General features: G+C 64.9%; 19 protein-coding genes and 1 tRNA gene. 2 read left to right on the top strand and 18 right to left on the bottom strand.

All coding sequences use genetic code 11. The annotated features are described in order from the left end of the window. Positions 1–26: 26 nt before the first annotated feature. Genes lptC through Q4S45_RS22945 form a run of 3 tightly spaced genes read right to left on the bottom strand, consistent with a single transcriptional unit; the run spans position 27 to position 2,166 of the window. Positions 27–629 carry an LPS export ABC transporter periplasmic protein LptC gene (lptC, locus tag Q4S45_RS22955; protein WP_305507907.1) on the bottom strand — a complete coding sequence of 201 codons (603 nt, stop codon included), beginning with the start codon at positions 627–629 and terminating at the stop codon, positions 27–29. 2 nt (positions 630–631) lie between these two features. Next, positions 632–1,168: an HAD family hydrolase gene (locus Q4S45_RS22950; protein ID WP_305507905.1), complete on the bottom strand. Its 537-nt coding sequence runs from the start codon at positions 1,166–1,168 to the stop codon at positions 632–634. Then, positions 1,168–2,166, bottom strand: coding sequence for an SIS domain-containing protein (locus tag Q4S45_RS22945; RefSeq protein WP_305507903.1), 999 nt, complete (start codon positions 2,164–2,166; stop codon positions 1,168–1,170). The genes Q4S45_RS22950 and Q4S45_RS22945 overlap by 1 nt, the downstream gene beginning before the upstream one ends. 106 nt (positions 2,167–2,272) lie before the next feature. On the opposite strand from Q4S45_RS22945, the gene Q4S45_RS22940 reads away from it, so the two are divergent. After that, positions 2,273–4,258: a monovalent cation:proton antiporter family protein gene (locus tag Q4S45_RS22940; RefSeq protein WP_305507901.1), complete on the top strand. Its 1,986-nt coding sequence runs from the start codon at positions 2,273–2,275 to the stop codon at positions 4,256–4,258. 84 nt (positions 4,259–4,342) lie between these two features. Here the strand turns inward: Q4S45_RS22940 and Q4S45_RS22935 are convergent, their stop codons facing one another. The 15 genes from Q4S45_RS22935 to Q4S45_RS22865 form a co-directional block, all read right to left on the bottom strand. Then, complete coding sequence (locus Q4S45_RS22935; protein WP_305507899.1) at positions 4,343–5,467, bottom strand: diguanylate cyclase; 1,125 nt, start codon at positions 5,465–5,467, stop codon at positions 4,343–4,345. 91 nt (positions 5,468–5,558) lie between these two features. After that, on the bottom strand, positions 5,559–6,401 hold the full coding sequence (locus tag Q4S45_RS22930; RefSeq protein WP_305507897.1) for an MOSC domain-containing protein: 843 nt from the start codon (positions 6,399–6,401) through the stop codon (positions 5,559–5,561). Between the two features lie 69 nt (positions 6,402–6,470). Beyond that, positions 6,471–6,806, bottom strand: coding sequence for a hypothetical protein (locus Q4S45_RS22925; protein ID WP_305507895.1), 336 nt, complete (start codon positions 6,804–6,806; stop codon positions 6,471–6,473). 37 nt (positions 6,807–6,843) lie between these two features. After that, entirely contained in the window at positions 6,844–7,734 is an 891-nt protein-coding gene (gene bla / locus Q4S45_RS22920) for a subclass B3 metallo-beta-lactamase (protein ID WP_305507894.1), read from the bottom strand. A gap of 161 nt (positions 7,735–7,895) precedes the next feature. Beyond that, a complete protein-coding gene (locus Q4S45_RS22915; RefSeq protein ID WP_305507892.1) occupies positions 7,896–8,843 on the bottom strand; it encodes a hypothetical protein in 948 nt (315 codons plus the stop codon). Next, positions 8,843–9,865: a hypothetical protein gene (locus Q4S45_RS22910; protein ID WP_305507890.1), complete on the bottom strand. Its 1,023-nt coding sequence runs from the start codon at positions 9,863–9,865 to the stop codon at positions 8,843–8,845. The genes Q4S45_RS22915 and Q4S45_RS22910 overlap by 1 nt, the downstream gene beginning before the upstream one ends. A gap of 220 nt (positions 9,866–10,085) precedes the next feature. After that, entirely contained in the window at positions 10,086–11,177 is a 1,092-nt protein-coding gene (ychF, locus tag Q4S45_RS22905) for a redox-regulated ATPase YchF (RefSeq protein WP_305507888.1), read from the bottom strand. 177 nt (positions 11,178–11,354) lie between these two features. Next, positions 11,355–12,440, bottom strand: coding sequence for a patatin-like phospholipase family protein (locus tag Q4S45_RS22900; RefSeq protein ID WP_305507886.1), 1,086 nt, complete (start codon positions 12,438–12,440; stop codon positions 11,355–11,357). 64 nt (positions 12,441–12,504) lie between these two features. After that, positions 12,505–13,089: an aminoacyl-tRNA hydrolase gene (pth, locus tag Q4S45_RS22895; RefSeq protein ID WP_305507884.1), complete on the bottom strand. Its 585-nt coding sequence runs from the start codon at positions 13,087–13,089 to the stop codon at positions 12,505–12,507. Positions 13,090–13,178: 89 nt separating this feature from the next. After that, on the bottom strand, positions 13,179–13,784 hold the full coding sequence (locus Q4S45_RS22890) for a 50S ribosomal protein L25/general stress protein Ctc (RefSeq protein WP_305507882.1): 606 nt from the start codon (positions 13,782–13,784) through the stop codon (positions 13,179–13,181). Between the two features lie 188 nt (positions 13,785–13,972). Then, a complete protein-coding gene (locus Q4S45_RS22885; RefSeq protein ID WP_305507880.1) occupies positions 13,973–14,923 on the bottom strand; it encodes a ribose-phosphate pyrophosphokinase in 951 nt (316 codons plus the stop codon). Between the two features lie 145 nt (positions 14,924–15,068). Beyond that, a tRNA-Gln gene (locus Q4S45_RS22880) sits at positions 15,069–15,145 on the bottom strand. Positions 15,146–15,221: 76 nt separating this feature from the next. Further along, positions 15,222–16,115, bottom strand: coding sequence for a 4-(cytidine 5'-diphospho)-2-C-methyl-D-erythritol kinase (gene ispE / locus Q4S45_RS22875; protein ID WP_305507878.1), 894 nt, complete (start codon positions 16,113–16,115; stop codon positions 15,222–15,224). Between the two features lie 2 nt (positions 16,116–16,117). Next, positions 16,118–16,699 (bottom strand): outer membrane lipoprotein LolB, encoded by a 582-nt coding sequence (locus tag Q4S45_RS22870; protein WP_305507877.1) that lies wholly within the window; start codon positions 16,697–16,699, stop codon positions 16,118–16,120. An 8-nt stretch (positions 16,700–16,707) separates the two neighbouring features. Further along, a complete protein-coding gene (locus tag Q4S45_RS22865; RefSeq protein ID WP_305507875.1) occupies positions 16,708–18,519 on the bottom strand; it encodes a tetratricopeptide repeat protein in 1,812 nt (603 codons plus the stop codon). A gap of 88 nt (positions 18,520–18,607) precedes the next feature. On the opposite strand from Q4S45_RS22865, the gene mutM reads away from it, so the two are divergent. Further along, a complete protein-coding gene (gene mutM, locus Q4S45_RS22860; RefSeq protein WP_305507873.1) occupies positions 18,608–19,441 on the top strand; it encodes a bifunctional DNA-formamidopyrimidine glycosylase/DNA-(apurinic or apyrimidinic site) lyase in 834 nt (277 codons plus the stop codon). Positions 19,442–19,462 lie beyond the last annotated feature (21 nt).

Genomic DNA, 19,462 nt, shown 5'->3' with positions numbered 1-19,462 from the left:
CCCTGTTTCTTCTTGCCTGGTCCGCGTCAGCGTGCGCGCGGCGGAAAATTGAGCTGAACCCGGTTGTGCACGTCGAGCCGGCCGGTGGCGTTGTTGGCCTTCATGCCCACGCCGGCGAGGTTTGTCGTGCCAATCACGAGCTGGAATGGCTGCGCGGTTTCCATCCGGTCCTCGTCCGGGAACACGGTCAAGGCGTCGGTCTTGAGCGACATCGCCTGCATTGCGCCCTGCTGCGGGCGGCGGATGTCGACATCGCCCGCCAGGTCGACCAGGTTCTTATCCTGATCGACATGCGCGGTCTTCGCATGCATTGTCATCGGCGGCTTCTCCGAGCCGATGTTCAACACCACCGGCGCGACGATGTCGAAGGTGTCGTCGCTGGGACGGTGAGTCAGCTTGTCGCCGGAAATGATGTAGCCCGGCTTGCCGGCCGGCGTCATGCGCACGAAGCTGAACTTCTCGACGATGTAGTCAGGCTCGCTCTTGAGCGGGTCGGACGACGTGGCGACGTCGCCGCCATTGATCACCTGGACCAGCCAGAAGCTGCCCAGCGCGAACACCAGTCCGGCGGCGATCAGGCCGCCGACCTGCCAGCGATGCGCGGTGCGCTTGTGGGTGGCCCGGCTCATCGTCAGGCGAAGTACGGCGCCAGCGCCGCGTCGTAGTTGCCCTGCGCGCGCATCACCATGTCGCACACCTCGCGCACGGCGCCGCGCCCGCCCGGCGCACGGGTGACGTAATGGGCCCGGTGCTGCACTTCGGGATGGCCGCTCGGGACGGTGACGGCGAAGCCGACCTTGCGCAGCAGCGGCAGATCGATCACGTCGTCGCCGATGTAGCCGCACTGCTCCGCCGTGAAGCCGGTGGTGTCGAGCAGGTCGGCAAAGGCCACGCGCTTGTCGTGCGTGCCCTGGTAGACGTGCATGATCTTCAGGTCGGCCGCGCGCCGGATCACCACCGGCGACTTGCGCGCGCTGATGATGGCGACCTGCACGCCGGTCTTTTGCAGCAGTTCGATGCCCAGGCCGTCGAGCACATTGAAGGTCTTGGTCACTTCGCCGTGCTCGCCGTAGGTCAGGCTGCCGTCGGTCAGCACGCCGTCGACGTCGAGGATCAAGACCTTGATGGCGGCGGCGCGGCGGATGTGGTCGAGCGTGGTATCGGTCATCAGATCACCTTGGCGCGGGTCAGGTCGTGGATGTGCAGCGCGCCCACCAGCTTGTCGTCGGCGTCCACCACCAGCATCTGGTTGATGCGGAATTCTTCCATGATCGCCACCGCGTCGACCGCCAGCTGCTCCGGATGGATGCGGCGCGGGTTGGCGTGCATCACGTCGCGCATGGTGATCTTGGTGAAGTCCTGGACCTTCTCGATCATGCGGCGCAGGTCGCCGTCGGTGAACACCCCGACCGGGCGGCCGGCATCGTCCACGATGGCGGTCATGCCCATGCCCTTCTGGGTGATTTCGAGCAGCGCGGCCGGCAGCAGCGCGTCGGCGCTCACTTTTGGCACGTCGTCGCCGCTGCGCATCACGTCGCGCACGTGGGTCAGCAGGCGCCGGCCCAGCGCGCCGCCCGGATGCGAGCGGGCGAAATCTTCCTCCTTGAAGCCGCGCGCGTCGAGCAGCGCGACGGCCAGCGCGTCGCCCAGCGCCAGCGTGACGGTGGTGCTGGCAGTCGGCGCCAGGTTCATCGGGCAGGCTTCCTTGGCCACCGAGATGTCGAGGTGGACGTCGGCCAGCTGCGCCAGGCTCGAATTGGGCTTGCCGGTCATCGAGATCAGGGGCGCGCCCATGCGCTTGACGATCGGCAGGATCGCCATCAGTTCGGCCGCTTCGCCCGAGTAGGAAATGGCGATGAAGGCGTCCTGCGGCGTGACCATGCCCAGGTCGCCGTGGGCCGCTTCGGCCGGATGCACGAACATCGCCGGCGTGCCGGTCGAGGCCAGGGTGGCGGCGATCTTGCGGCCGATGTGGCCCGATTTGCCGATTCCCGACACCACCACGCGGCCGGTGCAGGCCAGCAGCAGGCCGACCGCATGGCCGACGCTGTCGTCGGTGGCCAGGCGCTGGTGCAGCGCGCGAATCGCGTCGCCTTCGATCTCAAGGGTCTCGCGGGCGAGCTCCATCGAGCGGCGGGTCAGGTTTTCGTCAAAAGCTTTCAACATTGTTTTTTCATCGGTTACACTCGTTCCAGCAGTATAAACGAATTGGGAAAGCAAAAAACTTGCCAGTCACAGTTAAACACAATTTCGCCACGGCGGCGCGCGGCCCATGGTATCAGGACTAGAACTCACATTACTGTTGCTGGGCAGCGCCGTGCTGGGCGTGGTGGCGTTTCGCATGCTGCACTTGCCGCCGATGCTGGGCTACCTGGCGGTCGGCATCCTGATCGGCCCGCACGCGATGGGCATGGCCGAAAACAGCGCCACCACCCACGCGCTGGCCGAATTCGGCGTGGTATTTCTGATGTTTTCGATCGGGCTGGAATTCTCGCTGTCGCAATTGAAGGCGATGCGCTCGATCGTGTTCGGACTGGGCATGGCGCAGGTGGTGCTGACCATCGCCGCCACCATGCTGTTCGGCTGGGTCATCGCCACCCAGCTGCCGCCCTCGATCCACATCGGCTGGCAAACCTCGTTCGCGCTGGGCGGCGCGCTGGCGATGTCGTCCACCGCGATCGTCTCGAAGATGCTGACCGAGCGGATGGAACTGGAAAGCCCGCACGGGCGCCGCATCATCGGCATCCTGCTGTTCCAGGACTTGGCGGTGGTGCCGCTGCTGATCCTGATTCCCTCGCTGGCGCAGGACCCGGCCCGGCTGGCCACCACCCTGGCCTGGGCCAGCTTCAAGGCCGTCATCGTACTGGTGCTGCTGCTGTTCTTCGGCCAGAAGCTGATGCGCAAGTGGTTCACGCTGGTGGTCAAGCGGCGCTCGCAGGAGCTGTTTATGCTCAACCTGCTGCTGGTGGTGATGGGCGCGGCCTGGATCACCGAGAAGGCCGGCCTGTCGCTCGCGCTCGGCGCCTTCGTGGCCGGCATGCTGGTGTCGGAGACCCAGTACAAGCACCAGGTGGAAGAAGACATCAAGCCGTTCCGCGACGTGCTGCTCGGGCTGTTCTTCATCACCGTCGGCATGCTGCTCAACATCCGGCTGGTGATCGAACACTGGTGGGTCGTGCTGATCCTGCTGGCCGGGCCGGTGCTGCTCAAGTTCGCGCTGATCGCGCTGCTGGCCAAGCTGTTCGGCGCCTCGGACGGCGTGTCGATGCGCACCGGCCTGGCGCTGGCGCAGGCCGGCGAATTCGGCTTCGTGCTGCTGAACCTGACCGCCGGCGCGCACCTGATGGACCCGTTCATCATCCAGCTGGTGCTGGCCTCGATGGTGCTGTCGATGCTGGTAGCGCCGTTCATCATCGCCAAGTCCGACCAGATCGTGATGAAGATCGCCACCAACGAGTGGATGATGCAGTCGCTGCAGCTCACGCAAATCGCCAGCCGCACGATGGCGCTGCAGAAGCACGTGATCGTCGCCGGTTTCGGGCGCAGCGGGCAAAGCCTGGCCACCCTGCTGGGAGAGGAAAAGGTCGCCTACCAGGCGCTCGACCTCGATCCCGAGCGGGTGCAGGAAGCGCAGACGGCCGGCGCCAACGTCGCGTACGGCGACGCCGGGCGGCGCGAGAGCCTGGTGGCGGCGGGTATTTACAGGGCCAGCGCGCTGGTGATCACGTACGCGGACACGCCGTCGGCGCTGAAGGTGCTGAACCTGGTGCAGGAACTGGCGCCGACCCTGCACGTGATCGTGCGCAGCCATGACGACACCGACCTGGACCTGCTCAAGCGCGCCGGCGCGGCCGAAGTGGTGCCGGAAGCGCTCGAGGGCAGCCTGATGCTGGCCTCGCACGCGCTGGTGATGATGGGCGTGCCGCTGCGGCGCGTGGTGCACCGGGTGCAGAGCGCGCGCGACGAGCGCTACGCGTCGCTGCGCGGGTATTTTCACGGCGCCAGCGATGCGTCGGACGATCCGGAGCACATGTACGTGCGGCTGCATTCGGTGATCCTGCGCGACGACGCGGGATCGGTCGGCAAACGCATCGAGCAGCTGCAGCTCGATGACGTGGGGGCGGAAGTGACAACCATCCGGCGCGGCAAGGAGCGCATCGATGTGACGCCCAATACGATGCTCAATGCCGGCGATGTGGTGGTGCTGCGCGGATCGGGCGATGCGGTGACGCGGGCGGAAGGCCGGCTGCTGCAGTAAGGGGTCTGGTCCTGCGGACCTGACCCCATCTTGCGCTAACTACTATCAAAAATGGGGTCAGGTCCGCAGGACCAGACCCCTTGCCTACTCCTCGTCGAAGCTGACCACTTTGTTGCGGCCCGCCTCCTTGGCCTGGTACAGCGCCGAATCGGCCTGCGCCACCAGCTGCTGCGCCACGCCTTCGATCGCGTGGTCGCGCTCGAAATCGTCCAGCGTCGCCACGCCGATCGACACCGAAATCGGCAGCTTCTCGCCCGTCGACAGCTCGAACGGCGTGTCGGCCACGCTTGCGCGGATCCGCTGCGCGCAGATCGCCGCGCTTTCCACGTCCGCGTCCACCAGCAGCACCACGAACTCCTCGCCGCCGAAACGCCCCAGTGCGTCCGACGCGCGCAGCTCGGTCTTGATGCGCGCGGCCACTTCGCGCAGCACTTCGTCGCCGCCCTGGTGGCCGACGCTGTCGTTGACCGCCTTGAAATGGTCGATGTCGATGTACATGCACGAAATCCGGTAGGCCTGGCGCCGCGCGCGGCCGATCTCCTCCAGCAGGCGGCGGTCGATGTAGCGGCGGTTATAGACGCCGGTCAGCGAATCGGTCAGCCCAATGTACTTGAGCATCTCGTTGCTGATGACGTTTTCCAGGCAGATCGCGATGATCGACGCCATGTGCTCGATGAAGTCGGTGCCCAGCGCCGGCGTGAAGCGAGCCGGGTCGAGGCTGCCGAGGTTCAGACTGCCGATGATGCGCTTGTTGCGCAGCAGCGGCACCAGCGCGACGCTTTGCAGCCCGGCCGGCGCCTGCGGGAACATCGCCTGATGCATGCGCGGCACCCAGGGTCCCATCAGCGGCTTGGGCGGCGTCGCGGGCGACGGCCCGAAGCCGAGCGCGCTGACGTTGTCGACAAATACCAGGTGCGGCAGCACGGTGAAATCGACGCCCAGCCGCTGCATCACGGTCTGGATGTCCGCTTCGGGGTCGACCAGGCACAGGGTGACGATGTCAAGGTCGGAGATGATGGGCAGCGTGCGAAAGATCGTGCCGACCAGTTCGGGGAAGGTGGCGGCGCCGACGATCTCGAGGTCGAACGCCTGGTGCCGGCACATGATCGAGTGATTGCGTTCGGCCTGCTCCATCAGGTAGTTCATGCGCGCGCGCAGGGACTCGTTTTCGGCTTCCAGTTCACGCGGCGAGGCGCCCGGTTCAGTCATATCGCTCCTGGCTGGTCTGTTGGATAAGCGGATTTTCCCGCAATTAGCGCAACCTTACGCCATCTTTGCGCGATTGCCCACCCCTGCCCTATTAAAACGCCAGCGTCACGTTTACCTGCTGGCCCACTTTCAGGTGCTCGCCGGCGCCCGCGGTGACGATGCAGTTCATGCCGAAGCAGACCGCGTCGTCCAGCTGCGGCTTGCGCCGGTACGATTGCAGGATGTCGAGCGGGTCCGGGCCTGGCACGCCGGTGGCCTGGTCGATCGATGGGATCGGACAGCGCGGGCATGGCTTGACCGGCTTGATGGCGGCGGCGCCGATGGTCAGCGATTCGGCGTAATCCTCCTCGAAGGCGCCGATGCCGTCGACCACGAGGTTGGGACGGAAGCGGTTCATGGGCAGCGCCTGGCGGCCGGCTGCGGCCAGTTTTTCGTTCATGTCGGCCAGCGAGGCAGCGCCGATCAGCAGCAGCGGGTAGCCGTCGGCGAAGCGCGTGGGGGCGGCGACGCCACCAGTCCAGCTGGTGCCGGTCCAGCGCCGCGCGGCGTTCGGGAAACGCACCAGCCGGCACGGCGCGCCAATCGCCTGGGTGAACCAGGCGGCCGTGGCGTCACCGCAGTCATCGGCCTGCACGCTGTCGCCCCAGATGGCGACTGCGCGCGTGGGAGCGGCGGAAGGAGCGATCGCGATTGCGTGTGACGCGCTGCCGGGCGCGGACAGTTCCAGCTTCCCGTCTATCAGCTTTGGCACGATCAGCGCCATGCGCGGATATTCACGCTGGGTCAGGAAGTGGCCATGTTCATCCACCACCATCCATTCGCGGTCGCAGACGCCGTCCACTTGCAGGCCGGCTTCGGTCAGCACCGCTTCCGCTACCGAGATGCCGGCGCATGATTTGACGGGGTAGAAAACAAGTTCGGACAGGGTGGCCATGAGACTTCGACGCGATAATTTGGATGCGAATAATATCGCAGATGGCAGGCGGAGTGACCCAACCGCTTATTAGGCCTGCCCGATCACAATGCGGCGCACGACATCGACCAGGTAGCTGTCGCCGCGTTCGGACACGATGCGCAAGGTGCCGTCGGATTGGGCAGTGATGCTTTCGATGAAAACGTCCTGCTTGTCGCCCTCGCGCCCCTCGTCGTAGTCGATGCGATAGACCCGGAGCGTCCACAGTTCGGCACCGCTCGCCGGGTCTTGCGCGGCGATGATTCCGCCGTTCTGCCCCAAGCCACGCGCCCTGCCCCAAGGGACGGCTGCGTAGCTTACGCCTGCCACGATGACCGGCGCAGGGTCAGGACAATCCGCGCGCTCTTTTCCGATCTGTTCCGTCATGCCTGAGTTCCTCCGCTCCGATTGAGAATAACCCGGTTCAGGGTGCGGCGCGCTCCTCGCCAAGCCGCTTGTCGAGCATCTTGGCCGCGCCGGCCGCATATTCGCGGCAAGCACCGCTGTCGATGAATGGATTGCGCTCGGGCGTGCGGGCAGCGGCCTTGGCGAAGGTATCGGCAAAGAACGGATGGGCCGCCAGCAGGATGTCGCACTTTAGTCCGCCGACCTTGGCGATGCTGGCCGCGAAGGCGCCCGAGATATCCGGCTCGCCGCCCTTGCCGGTGAAGTGGAAGCCGTCGCGCGAGATCGAAGTGAGGCTGTCCGCGTACACCACGTCCATGCATTTTCCAGCCTCGCAGGACTGCCATGACCAGGTAGTGCTGCCAGGCGTGTGGCCCGGCGTCATGTGCGCGGTTATGCCGATCGGGCCGACCGTCAGGGTTTCGCCTTCGCGCACTTCCCTGACCTTTGCGACCTTGGGTACATGGACATCGTTGGCGTAGTACTGCGGATCGTCGGTGACGTGCGTGCCGCTCTTGAGCGCGATCGCGCCCGATGCACTCGCCGCCACCACGGCGCCGCTGGCGCGCTGCAGCGCCGCGATGCCACCGGCGTGGTCCCAATGCGCGTGGGAGTTGACGATCAGCTTGACGTCCCGCATGCGAAAGCCCAGCGCCTTGATGTTCGCTTCGATCAAGGCAGCCGATTGCGGCAGCGCGCCGTCGATCAGGATGTGGCCTTGCGGCCCCGTGATCAGCACCGACGAGAGCCCGTTGACCCCGACGTACCAGGTGTTGCCATAGACGTTGAACGGCTTGACCGGCATGTTCCATTCCTTGCAGGAGCCGCAGGTGACGAAGTTTTCGTCGGCGTGCGCCAATCCGGCGAAGCTCATTGCGATAGTTGCGGCGATGATTTTGAATTTAGTCATTTGGTAGCGTTCGATTGAGAATTCATGCGGCTCTGGAATCGGGTCAAAAAAAAGGCGCCCGCGGCGCCCTTCTATTGTTCTATGCTGCTTATATGGCTCAGTCTTATTTTTCCGGCAAATTGTACCCGGTTTCTTCCCCGGCGCATTCATTAAAAACTGCGCTATTGCTGTGGAGCCGGCGTCGCCTTCCGCGCGGGGAATTTTCGGTCAAGTACAAAACGCTCCTGCGGAAGACGTAGCTCCTTGCCGTCGATATCGAAGTGCCGCACGTACCCCACGCCTGGCGCCGACGTTTGATCTTCCGCCGTTGCCGCGCGCTGCGCCCCCGGCGCCGTGACATTGACCGTAATGTCGATGCTCGCGAACGCTTCGAAAGCATCATGGCTGCTCGCCGACGCATGGCGAATGGCGACCGTCGCCGCGCGTGAGTTATCGATATGGATGCGCCCGGTGAGCTCGCGCCGTCGATTGTCGTCGGCCCATGCCTCGCGCAGTTTTTGCGCGCTTGCCAAGGTCTCGCGCGAGATTGCAGGCCAGTAGACTGCCTCTTCGACGACTTCGCCGCGCGCATTGATGCGCGCCCACGCGAACGAGTCCGGCACGGCAATCCCGTCAACGACGCGCTGCAGGACCGAGTAGTAGGCTTTCACCTTCGGCGCTGCCCGCACCGCGTCATCGCCGCGGCCTGTGGCCTCGAGCAGCATCCGACCCTGCGCACTGCCGATCTGATCGGCCGGGATGCCGCTCCGGCGAAAATAGTCCGTCACGGAAGCGTCATGCTCGGCCGGTGACTTGCCGAAAGGCGCGAGTTGCTGCGACCGCGCGTTCGCCTTGGGCACGCCATAGGCGCTGCCGTTGACCGTGTCGACCGCAAACGTTCCTTCGCTGCCCGTAAGCTTCGCGTAGCCATGCTCGCCCAATCGCACGCTTTGCACGCCCGCCACGAAGCGCGTGCGATCCGCGCCATGTTGATAGCCGGCCGCACCACCAGCCGACGGGATCGTGCCCGAGGGCGGCGGGGGAGTCGTCATGCGACTGGCGCAGCCTCCCATGCAAAGCGCAGCTACAAAAAAAGCGACGGTCGCCAGGGTGTCGTGGGTGCTGTTCATTATTTGAGCTCGAAAATGGTGTCGTCAGTAATCTGGCTGGTCCAATTGCACAGCCACCGCGCCCAATACACGGCGTTTCCCTTTGCATCCCAGCCGTCGTTCTTGAGCTCGGACCAGTCTTCGTCGAGATGCTTGAGCGCGCGTTCGGAAGATTCATCGTAGGCGATGACGAAATGGCAGCCGCTCATATCGAAGCCGCCGCCGGGAATCGCATTCATTGCAACCAGCCAGGACTGCGACACCGAGCTGCCGCTGTCCTGCGCCCAGCGCTTGCCGAATGCCGCGCCGCGCTGCGGATCATTCAGATAATCGCCGGTGACGGGCAAGGTCGTTGCAAGAAAGTGGACACCGGCCATCGCCGCGTGCGTTTGTTCGTACCAGAACGACGCCAGCACTCCCCAGCTGGAGTCGAGCACAACGAGATTCGTGCCGCCGTCCGTTCCCGCGCCGGCCCAGGGCCCGGAATTCTTGCTCTCGCCCCATTTCGCCCGCCCGCCACTATAGTTGGCGACATGGCCGAACTGATCCTTGCTGCTGAACGTGACGAGGCTTCGATCGTTGTAGTAGACGCATTGCGAGGTGTCGCCGACCGCGTGACCCGGCGTTCCCGCAGCCTTGCAAATGCCGCGTGGTCCGGCTTGCGGCGGCGGCGTCTTGCATTCTGAGGAATGGCTGCACCTGTGGGGAGGGCTCTCACCGTACGGCCCGGTAAGTCCGTGGCCGGAGAAAAACGAAATGGCGGCGCCAGGCTGGTCGAAATTACTTTCATCCCAAGTCTTCTGGTCCAGAAAATCGGTGTCCCACACGTCCGGATCTTTCCACCGCGCGAGGACGCGCCATTCGTCGTTTCCGTCCGGCGGCGTCAGGGCCGCGATAAATCCGTCGCCATCGGCGTGCGAGTTTGGCAGGCGGCTCCCAATCGGACCATATTCAACGACGGTCTCGACCACCAGGCCATTGCTGGCGCATCCGGCAATGACGAAACCCGTGGCGAGCGCCCCGAGTGCGGACAGAATCCTCATGCTCATTCCTTTCGACCGGCGCGCGGCAGCCCGCGCGAATCAACGCTGAGCACGAAACAGTCTGGCACTCATCCGTTTGACTATGCGCCGAAAAGGGATGGCGATATTGATATCGCTTCGGGGGCGTGACGATTGCCGAGCCCGTAAAAAAACCCCATCTTCCTCGGGAAGCATGGGGTTTTTTCTGTCCGCCAAAATCCGGCGGAATTCGAACTGTGGGTTAGACGTTGAACAGGAAGTTCAGCACGTCGCCATCCTTGACCACGTATTCCTTGCCCTCGGCGCGCATCTTGCCCGCTTCCTTGGCGCCGGCCTCGCCCTTGTAGGCGATGTAGTCGTCGTAGGCGATGGTCTGGGCGCGAATGAAGCCGCGCTCAAAGTCGGTGTGGATCACGCCGGCCGCCTGCGGCGCGGTGTCGCCAACGTGGATGGTCCAGGCGCGCACTTCCTTCACGCCCGCGGTGAAGTAGGTCTGCAGGCCGAGCAGCTTGTAGGCGGCGCGGATCAGGCGGTCCAGGCCCGGCTCTTCCATGCCCATGTCGGCCAGGAAGGCGCCCTTGTCGGCGTCGTCGAGGTCGGCGATTTCCGATTCGATCGCGGCGCAGATGGCGACGATCGGCGCGTTCTGCTCTTTCGCGTAGGCGGTCAGTTGGTCGAGCAGCGGGTTGTTGGTGAAGCCCGTATCGGACACGTTGGCCACGAACATGGCCGGCTTGGCGGTGATCAGGCACAGGGTCTTGATCAGGGCCATGTCGTCGGCGTCAAGGCCGGCGGTGCGCACAGGCTTGCCTTCGTTCAGGTGCGGCATCAGGCGCTCGCACACGGCGACCAGCTTGGCGGCATCCTTGTCGCCGGAGCGGGCCTTCTTGTTTTCGCGGTGGATCGCCTTTTCGACGGCGGCCATGTCGGCCAGCGCCAGCTCGGTCTGGATCACTTCGATGTCGTCCAGCGGGCTCACCTTGCCGGACACGTGGATCACGTTGTCGTCCTCGAAGCAGCGCACCACGTTGACGATGGCGTCGGTTTCGCGGATGTGCGACAGGAACTGGTTGCCCAGGCCCTCGCCCTTCGACGCGCCCGCCACCAGGCCGGCGATGTCGACGAATTCGACGATGGCGTTGACCATGCGCTCAGGTTTGACGATGTCGGCCAGCGCTTGCATGCGCGGATCGGGCACCTCGACCACGCCGACGTTCGGCTCGATCGTGCAGAACGGATAGTTCTCGGCCGGAATGCCAGCCTTGGTCAGGGCGTTGAAAAGGGTGGACTTGCCGACGTTAGGCAGGCCGACGATGCCGCATTGGAGACTCATGGGAAAACTTTCTAGATCGATGGACGGGGCCGCGCGCGCGCAGGTTTCCCCAAAACCCCACATTGTACCCTTGGACGGGGTACGCTGCCGCAAAATCGGGCGATTTCGGTGAGGCGGGGGCATCGCAAGGCGGGGTCAGGTCCGGCGGACCTGACCCCATTTTGCTGCGGCCGCGTCTCAGATGGGCTGCACGCGCGACATGTCGGGTCGCGCCACGAACTCGGCAAACTCATCGCGCAGGCGCTCGCCCTCGCCGATCGCGCGGCGCCAGTCCGCCATGCGGGCGTCGTGGTCGAGTCCGTGATGGGCGAAGTCCTTGCGGTCGGGCAGCTTGGCGCGCGGCAGGCGGCGCAGGAATTCGGCGGATGGCGCGAAAATGATGACGTTGTCGAGCCAGCTCTTGCGCGGCCCGCGCGCGGCGCGGCGCCACGGCATCGCCTTGTCCAGCCAGCCGGGCACGATGTGCTCGCCGAAGTGCGGATACAGCACCAAGTCCTCGCCCAGCCGCGAATATGGCAGCACCAGGTGGTAGTCGATGATGCCGCCGTCCCAGTAGTTGCCGGGCGGCGCGCCGGCCAGGCCGCGCACCGGCTGCATGATCAGCGGCAGGCTGCCGGATGCCAGCAGCGCCGGCGCCAGATTGTCTTGAGTCAGCGCGGCGAAATGGGTGGTGAAGCCGTCGAAGCGTTCGCGCAACCAGCCGGCGCCACCGCGCGGATCGCCGACGACGACGCGCTCCATCACGCCAGCCAGCAAGCCGCGAGAGACTATGTTGCGCAGCGCAGCCGTCGCAAATCCGCGCATCTCGGAGTTGCGGCCGATCGGCTCCGCCAGTGCGCCGATGCCGCGGTCAGTCAGCAGGTGCAAACGGTAGTGTGGATGCATAAGAATATCTAATGCATGGGAGCCGAGGAAACCGGCGAGCAAGTCGCGGCAAACGTCGTCGATTTCCTGCTGCGATGGCTTGGTGCTGGTATAGCGCTGGCCGGCGTAGAGTTCGCCGAGCCGTGCGAAAGCGGCGACCGGGTCCGGCTGGCAGGCGGCGGCCATGCGCCAGGCGCCGATCGACGAGCCGATCAGCGTGCGCTCGCGCGGGAATTGCGGCAGCCAGTGGCCGAACAGGAATTGGTCGAGCGACTGGAAAATCAGGCCTTTCGGGCCGCCGGCGGCTGCGGGGATCACGCCGATGTCGGCAGCGCGCAAGCCGTACTCGCGGAGGCGAGCCATCGCTGTCGGCCCCGCGTGGAAGGAAAGTGAACTCATCGGCAAATTATCGCAGCAACGCTGAAAATGGGGTCAGGTCCGCAGGACCAGACCCCGGACTTCGTCAGGCGGTGTGGAGTTGCATCGTGGCGGCGTCGAACTTGCCGTCAAAGACCAGCGGCAGCACGCGCAGCGCCTTGTCGATCGATTCGTCGATCAGGCTCTGCTCTTCCTTGCGCGGCCGGTGCAGCACGAAATCGGCCACCGCCTGCTGCGAATTGCTGCTGCGCGGATGGCCGATGCCGATCCGCAGGCGCCAGTAATCCTGCGTGCCCAGCGCTGCGGTGATGTCTTTCAAACCGTTGTGCCCGCCCGACGAGCCGCCCTTCTTCATCTTGACGATCCCCGGCGCAAGGTCGAGCTCGTCGTGCACGACCAGGACTTCATCCGGACTGATCTTGTAGAAGCGCGCCAGTTGCCCGACCGACTGGCCGGAGCGGTTCATGTAGGTCAGCGGCTCGAGCAGCCACAGGTCTTCGCCGCCCACTTTGGCCTTGGCGACCTTGGCGTTGAAGCGCGACTCGTGCTGCAGCCGGCAACCGGGCAAGGTATTGGCCAGGTTGTCGACCAGCCAGAAGCCGGCGTTGTGGCGGGTTTGTTCGTATTCGGGGCCAGGGTTGCCGAGGCCGACGATCAGGCGAATGGACATGATGGTAATTTCAGGCGAAAACGTGATTATCCAAGAAAAAACCCGCCGGGCGCGAGCCGGGCGGGCTTTTTAATGCCAGCGAAGAAGAATTACTTCTTTTCTTCAGCAGCAGCAGCGGTTGCTTCAGCGGCGACGTGGCCAGCTGGAACAGCAGCGGTAGCGACGGTCAGGTTCTGGCCGTGGGTCACAGCGGTCACGCCTTTTGGCATGGCCAGGTCAGCAACGTGGATCGAGTGGCCGACATCGATGTTGGCCAGGTCGACGTTGATGAACTCAGGCAGGTCTGCTGGCAGGCAGGAGATTTCCAGCTCGGCCAGGACGTGCGACACGGTTGCGCCGTGCAGCTTGACTGCTGGCGAAACGTCAGCGTTGATGAAGTGCAGTGCTACTTTCTTGTGCACAGCGGCGTTGGCGTCGACGCGCTGGAAGTCAGCGTGCAGAACCATCTGCTTGTATGCGTGCATCTGGAAGTCGCGCAGCAGAACCTGCTGGGTCTTGCCGTCGATTTCCATGTCCAGGATCGAACCGTGGAAGGCTTCTTTTTTCAGCGCGTGGTACAGCGCGTTGCCGTCGAGGGCGATCAGCACAGGGGCTTCAGCGCCACCGTAGATGATGCCAGGCGTCTGGCCGGAAGTACGCAGGCGGCGGCTCGCTCCGGACCCCTGCAAAGTGCGATTGAATGCGATAACTTTCATGTGTTACTCCAAAAAGTGCGGCGCTTGATCGCGCCGCGTTGTGAAGCCCCCGCGACCAGGGGCTCCGAGATCGGGCGCCAAAACTGGAACCCGAGAAAACGTCAACGGCGCACTAGCAATTTGCTGGTGCGCCGCGTAAAGCAAATGGGGTCAGGTCCGCAGGACCAGACCCCACCTAATCGTATTTCCTAGTCGATGAACAGCGAAATCACCGAATCGCCCTTGATGATGCGCTTGAACGTCTCGGCCAGCAATGGCGCGCAGGTCAGTTGGCGAATCTTGCCGCAGGCGGCAGCCGCAGGCGACAGCGGGATCGTGTCGGTCACCACCAGCTCGTCCAGCGACGAAGCGGAAATGCGCTCGATCGCAGGACCGGACAGCACAGGGTGGGTGCAATACGCCACGACTTTCTTGGCGCCGCGCTCTTTCAGCACTTCGGCAGCCTTGGTCAGCGTACCCGCGGTGTCGACCATGTCGTCCATGATCACGCAGTTGCGGCCTTCGACTTCACCGATGATGTTCATCACTTCCGACACGTTCGCCTTCGGGCGGCGCTTGTCGATGATCGCCAAGTCACAGCCGAGGCGCTTGGCCAGCGCACGGGCGCGCACCACGCCGCCGACGTCAGGCGAGACCACCAGCAGGTCGTCGTAGTTTTTCTTCTGCAGGTCGCCCAGCAGGATCGGCGATGCGTAGATGTTGTCTACAGGAATATCGAAGAAGCCCTGGATCTGGTCGGCGTGCAGGTCCATGATCAGGACGCGCTCGACGCCGGCTTCTTCCAGCATGTTGGCGACGACCTTGGCCGAAATCGCCACACGCGCCGAACGCGGACGGCGGTCCTGGCGGGCGTAACCGAAGTAAGGGATCGCGGCGGTGATACGGCCAGCCGAGGCGCGCTTGAGAGCGTCGACCATCAGGATGATTTCCATCAGGCTGTCGTTGGTCGGGGCGCAGGTCGACTGCAGCACGAAGACGTCTTTACCGCGGACGTTTTCGTTGATTTCGACCATCACTTCGCCATCGGAGAACTTGGAGACGACTGCCTTGCCAAGCGGAATGCCAAGGTTTTTTGCGACTCCTTCTGCCAGCGCCGGATTAGCGTTGCCGGTAAAAACCATCAGGTTTTCATAAGCCATGGGAGTCCCAAGAGAAGTAACGTTGAATTCTTGAAAAGACGCCAGCCCAGTGACTGACGCTATGCTAAGGATGACTCGCGGAGGGCGAGTCCATCGATCCCGCCGGCTGGACGCACGCTTCGCATCGACAGTCCGACAAAATTAATGGCAGGGGAACAAGGATTCGAACCTTGGTATGCTGGAATCAAAATCCAGTGCCTTAACCAGCTTGGCGATTCCCCTACGCAACTTACTGCTTGTCGCTGTGCCCGACATTGTAGCGTCAAACATCACGACAAACCAAATTCTATTCTATAACTCACTCAACTTGCAACAGCGCTTGAATCGGATGGCGCTTCAGCGACCTGGCTTTCCATGCACGCCATTTCCGGGGCATCTCGGCCAGCACCGCGTCGGCTTGCGCTTCGTCGGCAAACGCGCAAAACACGCATGCTCCCGAACCGGTCATCCTGGCGTCGCCGTAGTTTCCGAGCCATTCGACCGCCTCTGCTACCGGCGGGAACAAGCGCGTCGCTACGGACTGCAAGTCGTTTTTACCGAACCCCTTCTGATCGTTTTCAACCATGAGGTGTCTGGAAAAGTCCGTTATTCTGACGGGTTTGCTGTCCCTTGTCAAATCCCCGGCGCAAAAAATTGCCGCGGTCGGGACCGCGACGCCGGGCTCGATCACCACGTACCAGCAGTCCGGCGTGGCCAGCGGCTGCAACCGTTCGCCCACGCCTTCGGCAAAGGCGTTCTCGCCGAAGATGAAAAACGGGATGTCGGCGCCCAGCGGCAGGCCCAGCGCCATCAGCTCGTCGCGGTCCAGGCCGGCTTGCCACAGGTGATTCACCGCCATCAGCGCGGTGGCGGCGTCGGACGAGCCGCCCCCCAGCCCGCCGCCCATCGGCAGGCGCTTGTCGATCGCCACGTCCACGCCGGGCGGCAGGCGGCCGTGGCGGCGCAGGAACTCGGCCTGCAGCAGGCGCAGCGCTCGGATGATCAGGTCGTGCTCTTCCGGCACGCCAGGCATGTCGGTGACGCGCCGGATCTGGCCGTCGTCGCGCAGGTCGAAGTGCAGGGTGTCGCCGTGGTCGACCAGCTGGAACGCCGTCTGCAGCAGGTGGTAGCCGTCGGCGCGGCGGCCGGTGACGTGCAGGAACAGGTTGAGCTTGGCCGGGGCCGGGCAATCGTGCAGCGAACGTCCCGTCATGCTCAGCCTTGCGGGTCGATGACGATGCGGATCGCCAGCTCGTCGGCGGTGGCGCTGGCGTTGCGCTCGGCGTCGATGCGCTTGGGCACCGGCCGCGCCGCGTTCTCGTCCTGCCACGAGACGAAGCGCAGGCGCCAGCCGTCGTTGGTGGTCACGGTGTTGCGGGCCGGCGAGGCGGCAAAGCGCTTGCCGTCGGCGCCGGTGGCGTAGCCCTGCAGCCAGTCTTTCAGGCCCGACACCGGCAGCGACCAGCCGAGCTCCTGGGCGGTCAGGGTGTCGATGTCCTTCGCCACGCGCGGCGCCTTGTCGGCTTGCACCAGGGTCGCGGACTCGGGCGTGATGCTGATTTTGGCGATGGTCGCCATCGGCGAGGACAGGCTGACGTCGATCCGGCCCGGCGTTTGCGACCAGTTGAATTTGCCGGTCAGCGACTCCGGATTGCCGTCCTTGCGGTAGTTCACCGACAGGCGGCCGACGGCGTCGAAGCTGTCGCGATAGTCCGCCACTGGCTGCTGCGAAACGCTGGCGCAGCCGGCCAGCAGCGCCGCGCTCAGGGCGGCGACGATCATTTTTTTTGCTTGCATCGTGTCTTTCAAAGGCTCAGGCGCAAGCGCGCGAGCGTGTTTTTGAGGGTGTCGTTCTGCGGATCCTTGGAGCGCGCTTCGCGCCACAGTTTTTGCGCATCGGCCTTGTCGCCCTTCTGCCACAGCACCTCGCCCAGGTGCACGGCGATCTCGGGATCGCTGCGCAGCGCGTAGGCCTGGCGCAGCTGCGCTTCGGCCGCGGACAGGTTGCCGAGGCGGTACTGCACCCAGCCCATGCTGTCCATGATGAACGGGTCGCCCGGCGCCAGCTTGAGCGCCTTGTCGATCAGTTCGTACGCTTCCTGCAGGCGCACGTTGCGCTCGGCCAGCGAGTAGCCCAGGGCGTTGTAGGCGTGGTGGTTGTCGGGCACTTCACGCATCACCTTGCGCAGGCTCGCTTCCATCACGTCGAGACGGCCGGTTTTCTCGGCGAGCAAGGCAAAGTCGTAGAGCAGGTCGGGGTTCGTCGGGTACTTCTCCACGCCCGCCCGCATCACCGCGTAGGCCGCTTCGACCTGGCCGGCGTCGCGCAGGATCTGGCCGTCGGCCAGTACCAGCTGCGCCTGCTCGGCCGGCTGGGTAGGCGCCAGGCCGGCGACCAGTTTGCGCGCGCCAGGCACGTCGCCCTGCTTTGCCACCAGCGCGGCGCGCTTGAGCTGCGCGTTGAACCAGGCGCCGCCCTCGCCCTGCTCCACCTTGTCGAGCCACTGCAGCGCCGCCTTCGTGTCGCCGCGCTCTTCGGCCAGCTGCGCCAGGATGACGAACACTTTCGAGCCGTCCGCTTCGCTGTCCGGCTTGGCCGCGAGCGCTTGGGCGAAGCGGGTGAAGTAGTCCTCCGCGCCCTTGTTGTCGTTGAGCTGGAGCGACATGACGCCCAGCGCGTACAGCGTGCCGAGGTTGTCCGGCTGGCCCTTGAGCAGCGCGAGGAATTCGTCGCGCGCGGGGCCGTACTGCTTGCCGCTGACCAGCGTGCGCGCGTGCGCCGAGCGCACCTCGCGCGCCCCCGGGTGGGCCGCCAGGAATTGCGCCAGCACCTTTTCGGCGGCCGCTTCGTCGCCGCTGACCTGGGCGAGCATCAGCACGGCGATTTCCGAGTCGGGCTTGATCGCCAGCGCGGCGGCCGCCTCCCGGGCCGCGCCCTCCTTGTCGCCGCGTCCGTAGGCGGCCTGGGCCAGCACCACGTGCGCTTCCAGCGTGGCCGCGTACGGCGCGACCAGGCGCTCGAGCATGGCCGCGGCGCCGGCCTTGTCCTTGGCGCGCGCCAGCAATTGCTGGGCCTGGAACATGGCCAGGCCGCGCTCACCCGCGGCCGCCGTCTTCAGCCGTTCGGCCAGGATGGGCTCGGCCTCGGCGATGTTGTCGGACATGACGATAAACGCGAGGTGGTACTGGGACGCCTCTTCCGACTCCGGCGCCAGTTCGCGCCACAGGCGGATCGCCGCCAGCGTCGGTTCGCCCTGCCGCGCCGACATCGCCATCTCGGTGGCGCGCTGGGCCAGGCGCGGGTCGCGCGTCTGCTGCGCCGCCACCATCATGCTCAGGTACGCCGGCTGCCAGTTCCCCTTGCGAAATTCGAGCTCGGCCTTCATCAGCTTGTACAGCAGCTCCTTGCTCAGGGCGACGTTCGGCAGGCGCTGTGCCGGCGCGGGCGCCTCTTCCGGCTCCGCAACGGCGGCAACCGGCTCTGGCTCCGGCGCGGTAGCCGACGCGGCAGCCGGCGCGGGCGCGGGCGCGGCCGGCTCCGGCGCAGCCTGGCGCAACGGCGCCGCGCACGCGGTCAGCAGCCCTGCGAGGGTTACAATGGCGAAAGCGTTTTTCAAGGCAATTCCAAGATGACACGAATGATTCCAGATTCTACGCCCAACCCCGGCGCCGCGTGTGCGCCCGCTTTGACCGTGCGGTGCTGAGATGCCGGAATTGCCTGAAGTCGAAGTCACCCGGCGCGGCGTCGCGCCCCACCTGGAAGGGCGCGTGGTCGAGTCCGTGCTGCTGCGCCGCGAAGGCCTGCGCTGGCCGTTCCCGCCGGACTTACCAAAGCTGCTGGCCGGGCGCCGCATCCTGTCGACCGGGCGGCGCGGCAAGTACCTGCTGCTGCACTTCGAGCACGGCACCCTGATCATCCACCTGGGCATGTCCGGCCACCTGCGCGTGCTGCCGCCTGACACCGAACTGAAAAAGCACGACCATTTCGACCTGGTGGTCAACGGCCCCGAGGGCAAGCGCGTGCTGCGGCTGCACGATCCGCGCCGCTTCGGCGCCGTGCTGTGGCATCCGCATGACGACGGCGAACTGGACCAGCACCTGCTGCTGCGCGGGCTCGGCGTCGAGCCGCTCGAGCCGGGCTTCGACGGCGCCACACTGTTTCGCGCCAGCCGCGGCCGCAGCGCGCCGGTCAAGCAGTTCCTGCTGGCGGGCGACGTGGTGGTCGGCGTGGGCAACATCTACGCCTGCGAGAGCCTGTTTCGCGCCGGGATCCATCCGAAAACCAGAGCCGGCCGCATCTCGCGTGGCCGCTACGACAAGCTCGCCATTGCCATTCGGGAAATCCTGGCCGAAGCCATCGTCCAGGGCGGCAGCACGCTGCGCGACTTTATTGCGGTGAATGGACAATCCGGCTATTTCCAACAGACATATTTCGTCTATGATCGTGCAGGAGTGCCGTGCCGCAACTGTGGTTCCCCTATACGCCAGATCAAGCAGGGTCAGCGGTCCACGTTTTATTGCGTAAATTGCCAGAAATAAGCGCTCAAAAAACAACACAAC

This window comes from Massilia sp. R2A-15 (assembly GCF_030704305.1).
In the GTDB taxonomy this organism is placed as follows: domain Bacteria; phylum Pseudomonadota; class Gammaproteobacteria; order Burkholderiales; family Burkholderiaceae_D; genus JAFCUW01.
This window is presented reverse-complemented; position numbering and strand designations above follow the sequence as displayed.

Bases quoted from the DNA above. Each gene is read 5' to 3' on its own strand.
- Q4S45_RS22945 (WP_305507903.1), bottom strand. From the start codon at position 2,166: ATGTTGAAAGCTTTTGACGAAAACCTGACCCGCCGCTCGATGGAGCTC.
- bla (WP_305507894.1), bottom strand. From the start codon at position 7,734: ATGACTAAATTCAAAATCATCGCCGCAACTATCGCAATGAGCTTCGCC.
- Q4S45_RS22925 (WP_305507895.1), bottom strand. From the start codon at position 6,806: ATGACGGAACAGATCGGAAAAGAGCGCGCGGATTGTCCTGACCCTGCG.
- Q4S45_RS22870 (WP_305507877.1), bottom strand. From the start codon at position 16,699: ATGCAAGCAAAAAAAATGATCGTCGCCGCCCTGAGCGCGGCGCTGCTG.
- Q4S45_RS22885 (WP_305507880.1), bottom strand. From the start codon at position 14,923: ATGGCTTATGAAAACCTGATGGTTTTTACCGGCAACGCTAATCCGGCG.
- mutM (WP_305507873.1), top strand. From the start codon at position 18,608: ATGCCGGAATTGCCTGAAGTCGAAGTCACCCGGCGCGGCGTCGCGCCC.
- ispE (WP_305507878.1), bottom strand. From the start codon at position 16,115: ATGACGGGACGTTCGCTGCACGATTGCCCGGCCCCGGCCAAGCTCAAC.
- pth (WP_305507884.1), bottom strand. From the start codon at position 13,089: ATGTCCATTCGCCTGATCGTCGGCCTCGGCAACCCTGGCCCCGAATAC.
- Q4S45_RS22890 (WP_305507882.1), bottom strand. From the start codon at position 13,784: ATGAAAGTTATCGCATTCAATCGCACTTTGCAGGGGTCCGGAGCGAGC.
- lptC (WP_305507907.1), bottom strand. From the start codon at position 629: ATGAGCCGGGCCACCCACAAGCGCACCGCGCATCGCTGGCAGGTCGGC.
- Q4S45_RS22930 (WP_305507897.1), bottom strand. From the start codon at position 6,401: ATGGCCACCCTGTCCGAACTTGTTTTCTACCCCGTCAAATCATGCGCC.
- Q4S45_RS22915 (WP_305507892.1), bottom strand. From the start codon at position 8,843: ATGAACAGCACCCACGACACCCTGGCGACCGTCGCTTTTTTTGTAGCT.
- Q4S45_RS22940 (WP_305507901.1), top strand. From the start codon at position 2,273: ATGGTATCAGGACTAGAACTCACATTACTGTTGCTGGGCAGCGCCGTG.
- Q4S45_RS22900 (WP_305507886.1), bottom strand. From the start codon at position 12,440: ATGAGTTCACTTTCCTTCCACGCGGGGCCGACAGCGATGGCTCGCCTC.
- Q4S45_RS22910 (WP_305507890.1), bottom strand. From the start codon at position 9,865: ATGAGGATTCTGTCCGCACTCGGGGCGCTCGCCACGGGTTTCGTCATT.
- Q4S45_RS22950 (WP_305507905.1), bottom strand. From the start codon at position 1,168: ATGACCGATACCACGCTCGACCACATCCGCCGCGCCGCCGCCATCAAG.
- ychF (WP_305507888.1), bottom strand. From the start codon at position 11,177: ATGAGTCTCCAATGCGGCATCGTCGGCCTGCCTAACGTCGGCAAGTCC.
- Q4S45_RS22935 (WP_305507899.1), bottom strand. From the start codon at position 5,467: ATGACTGAACCGGGCGCCTCGCCGCGTGAACTGGAAGCCGAAAACGAG.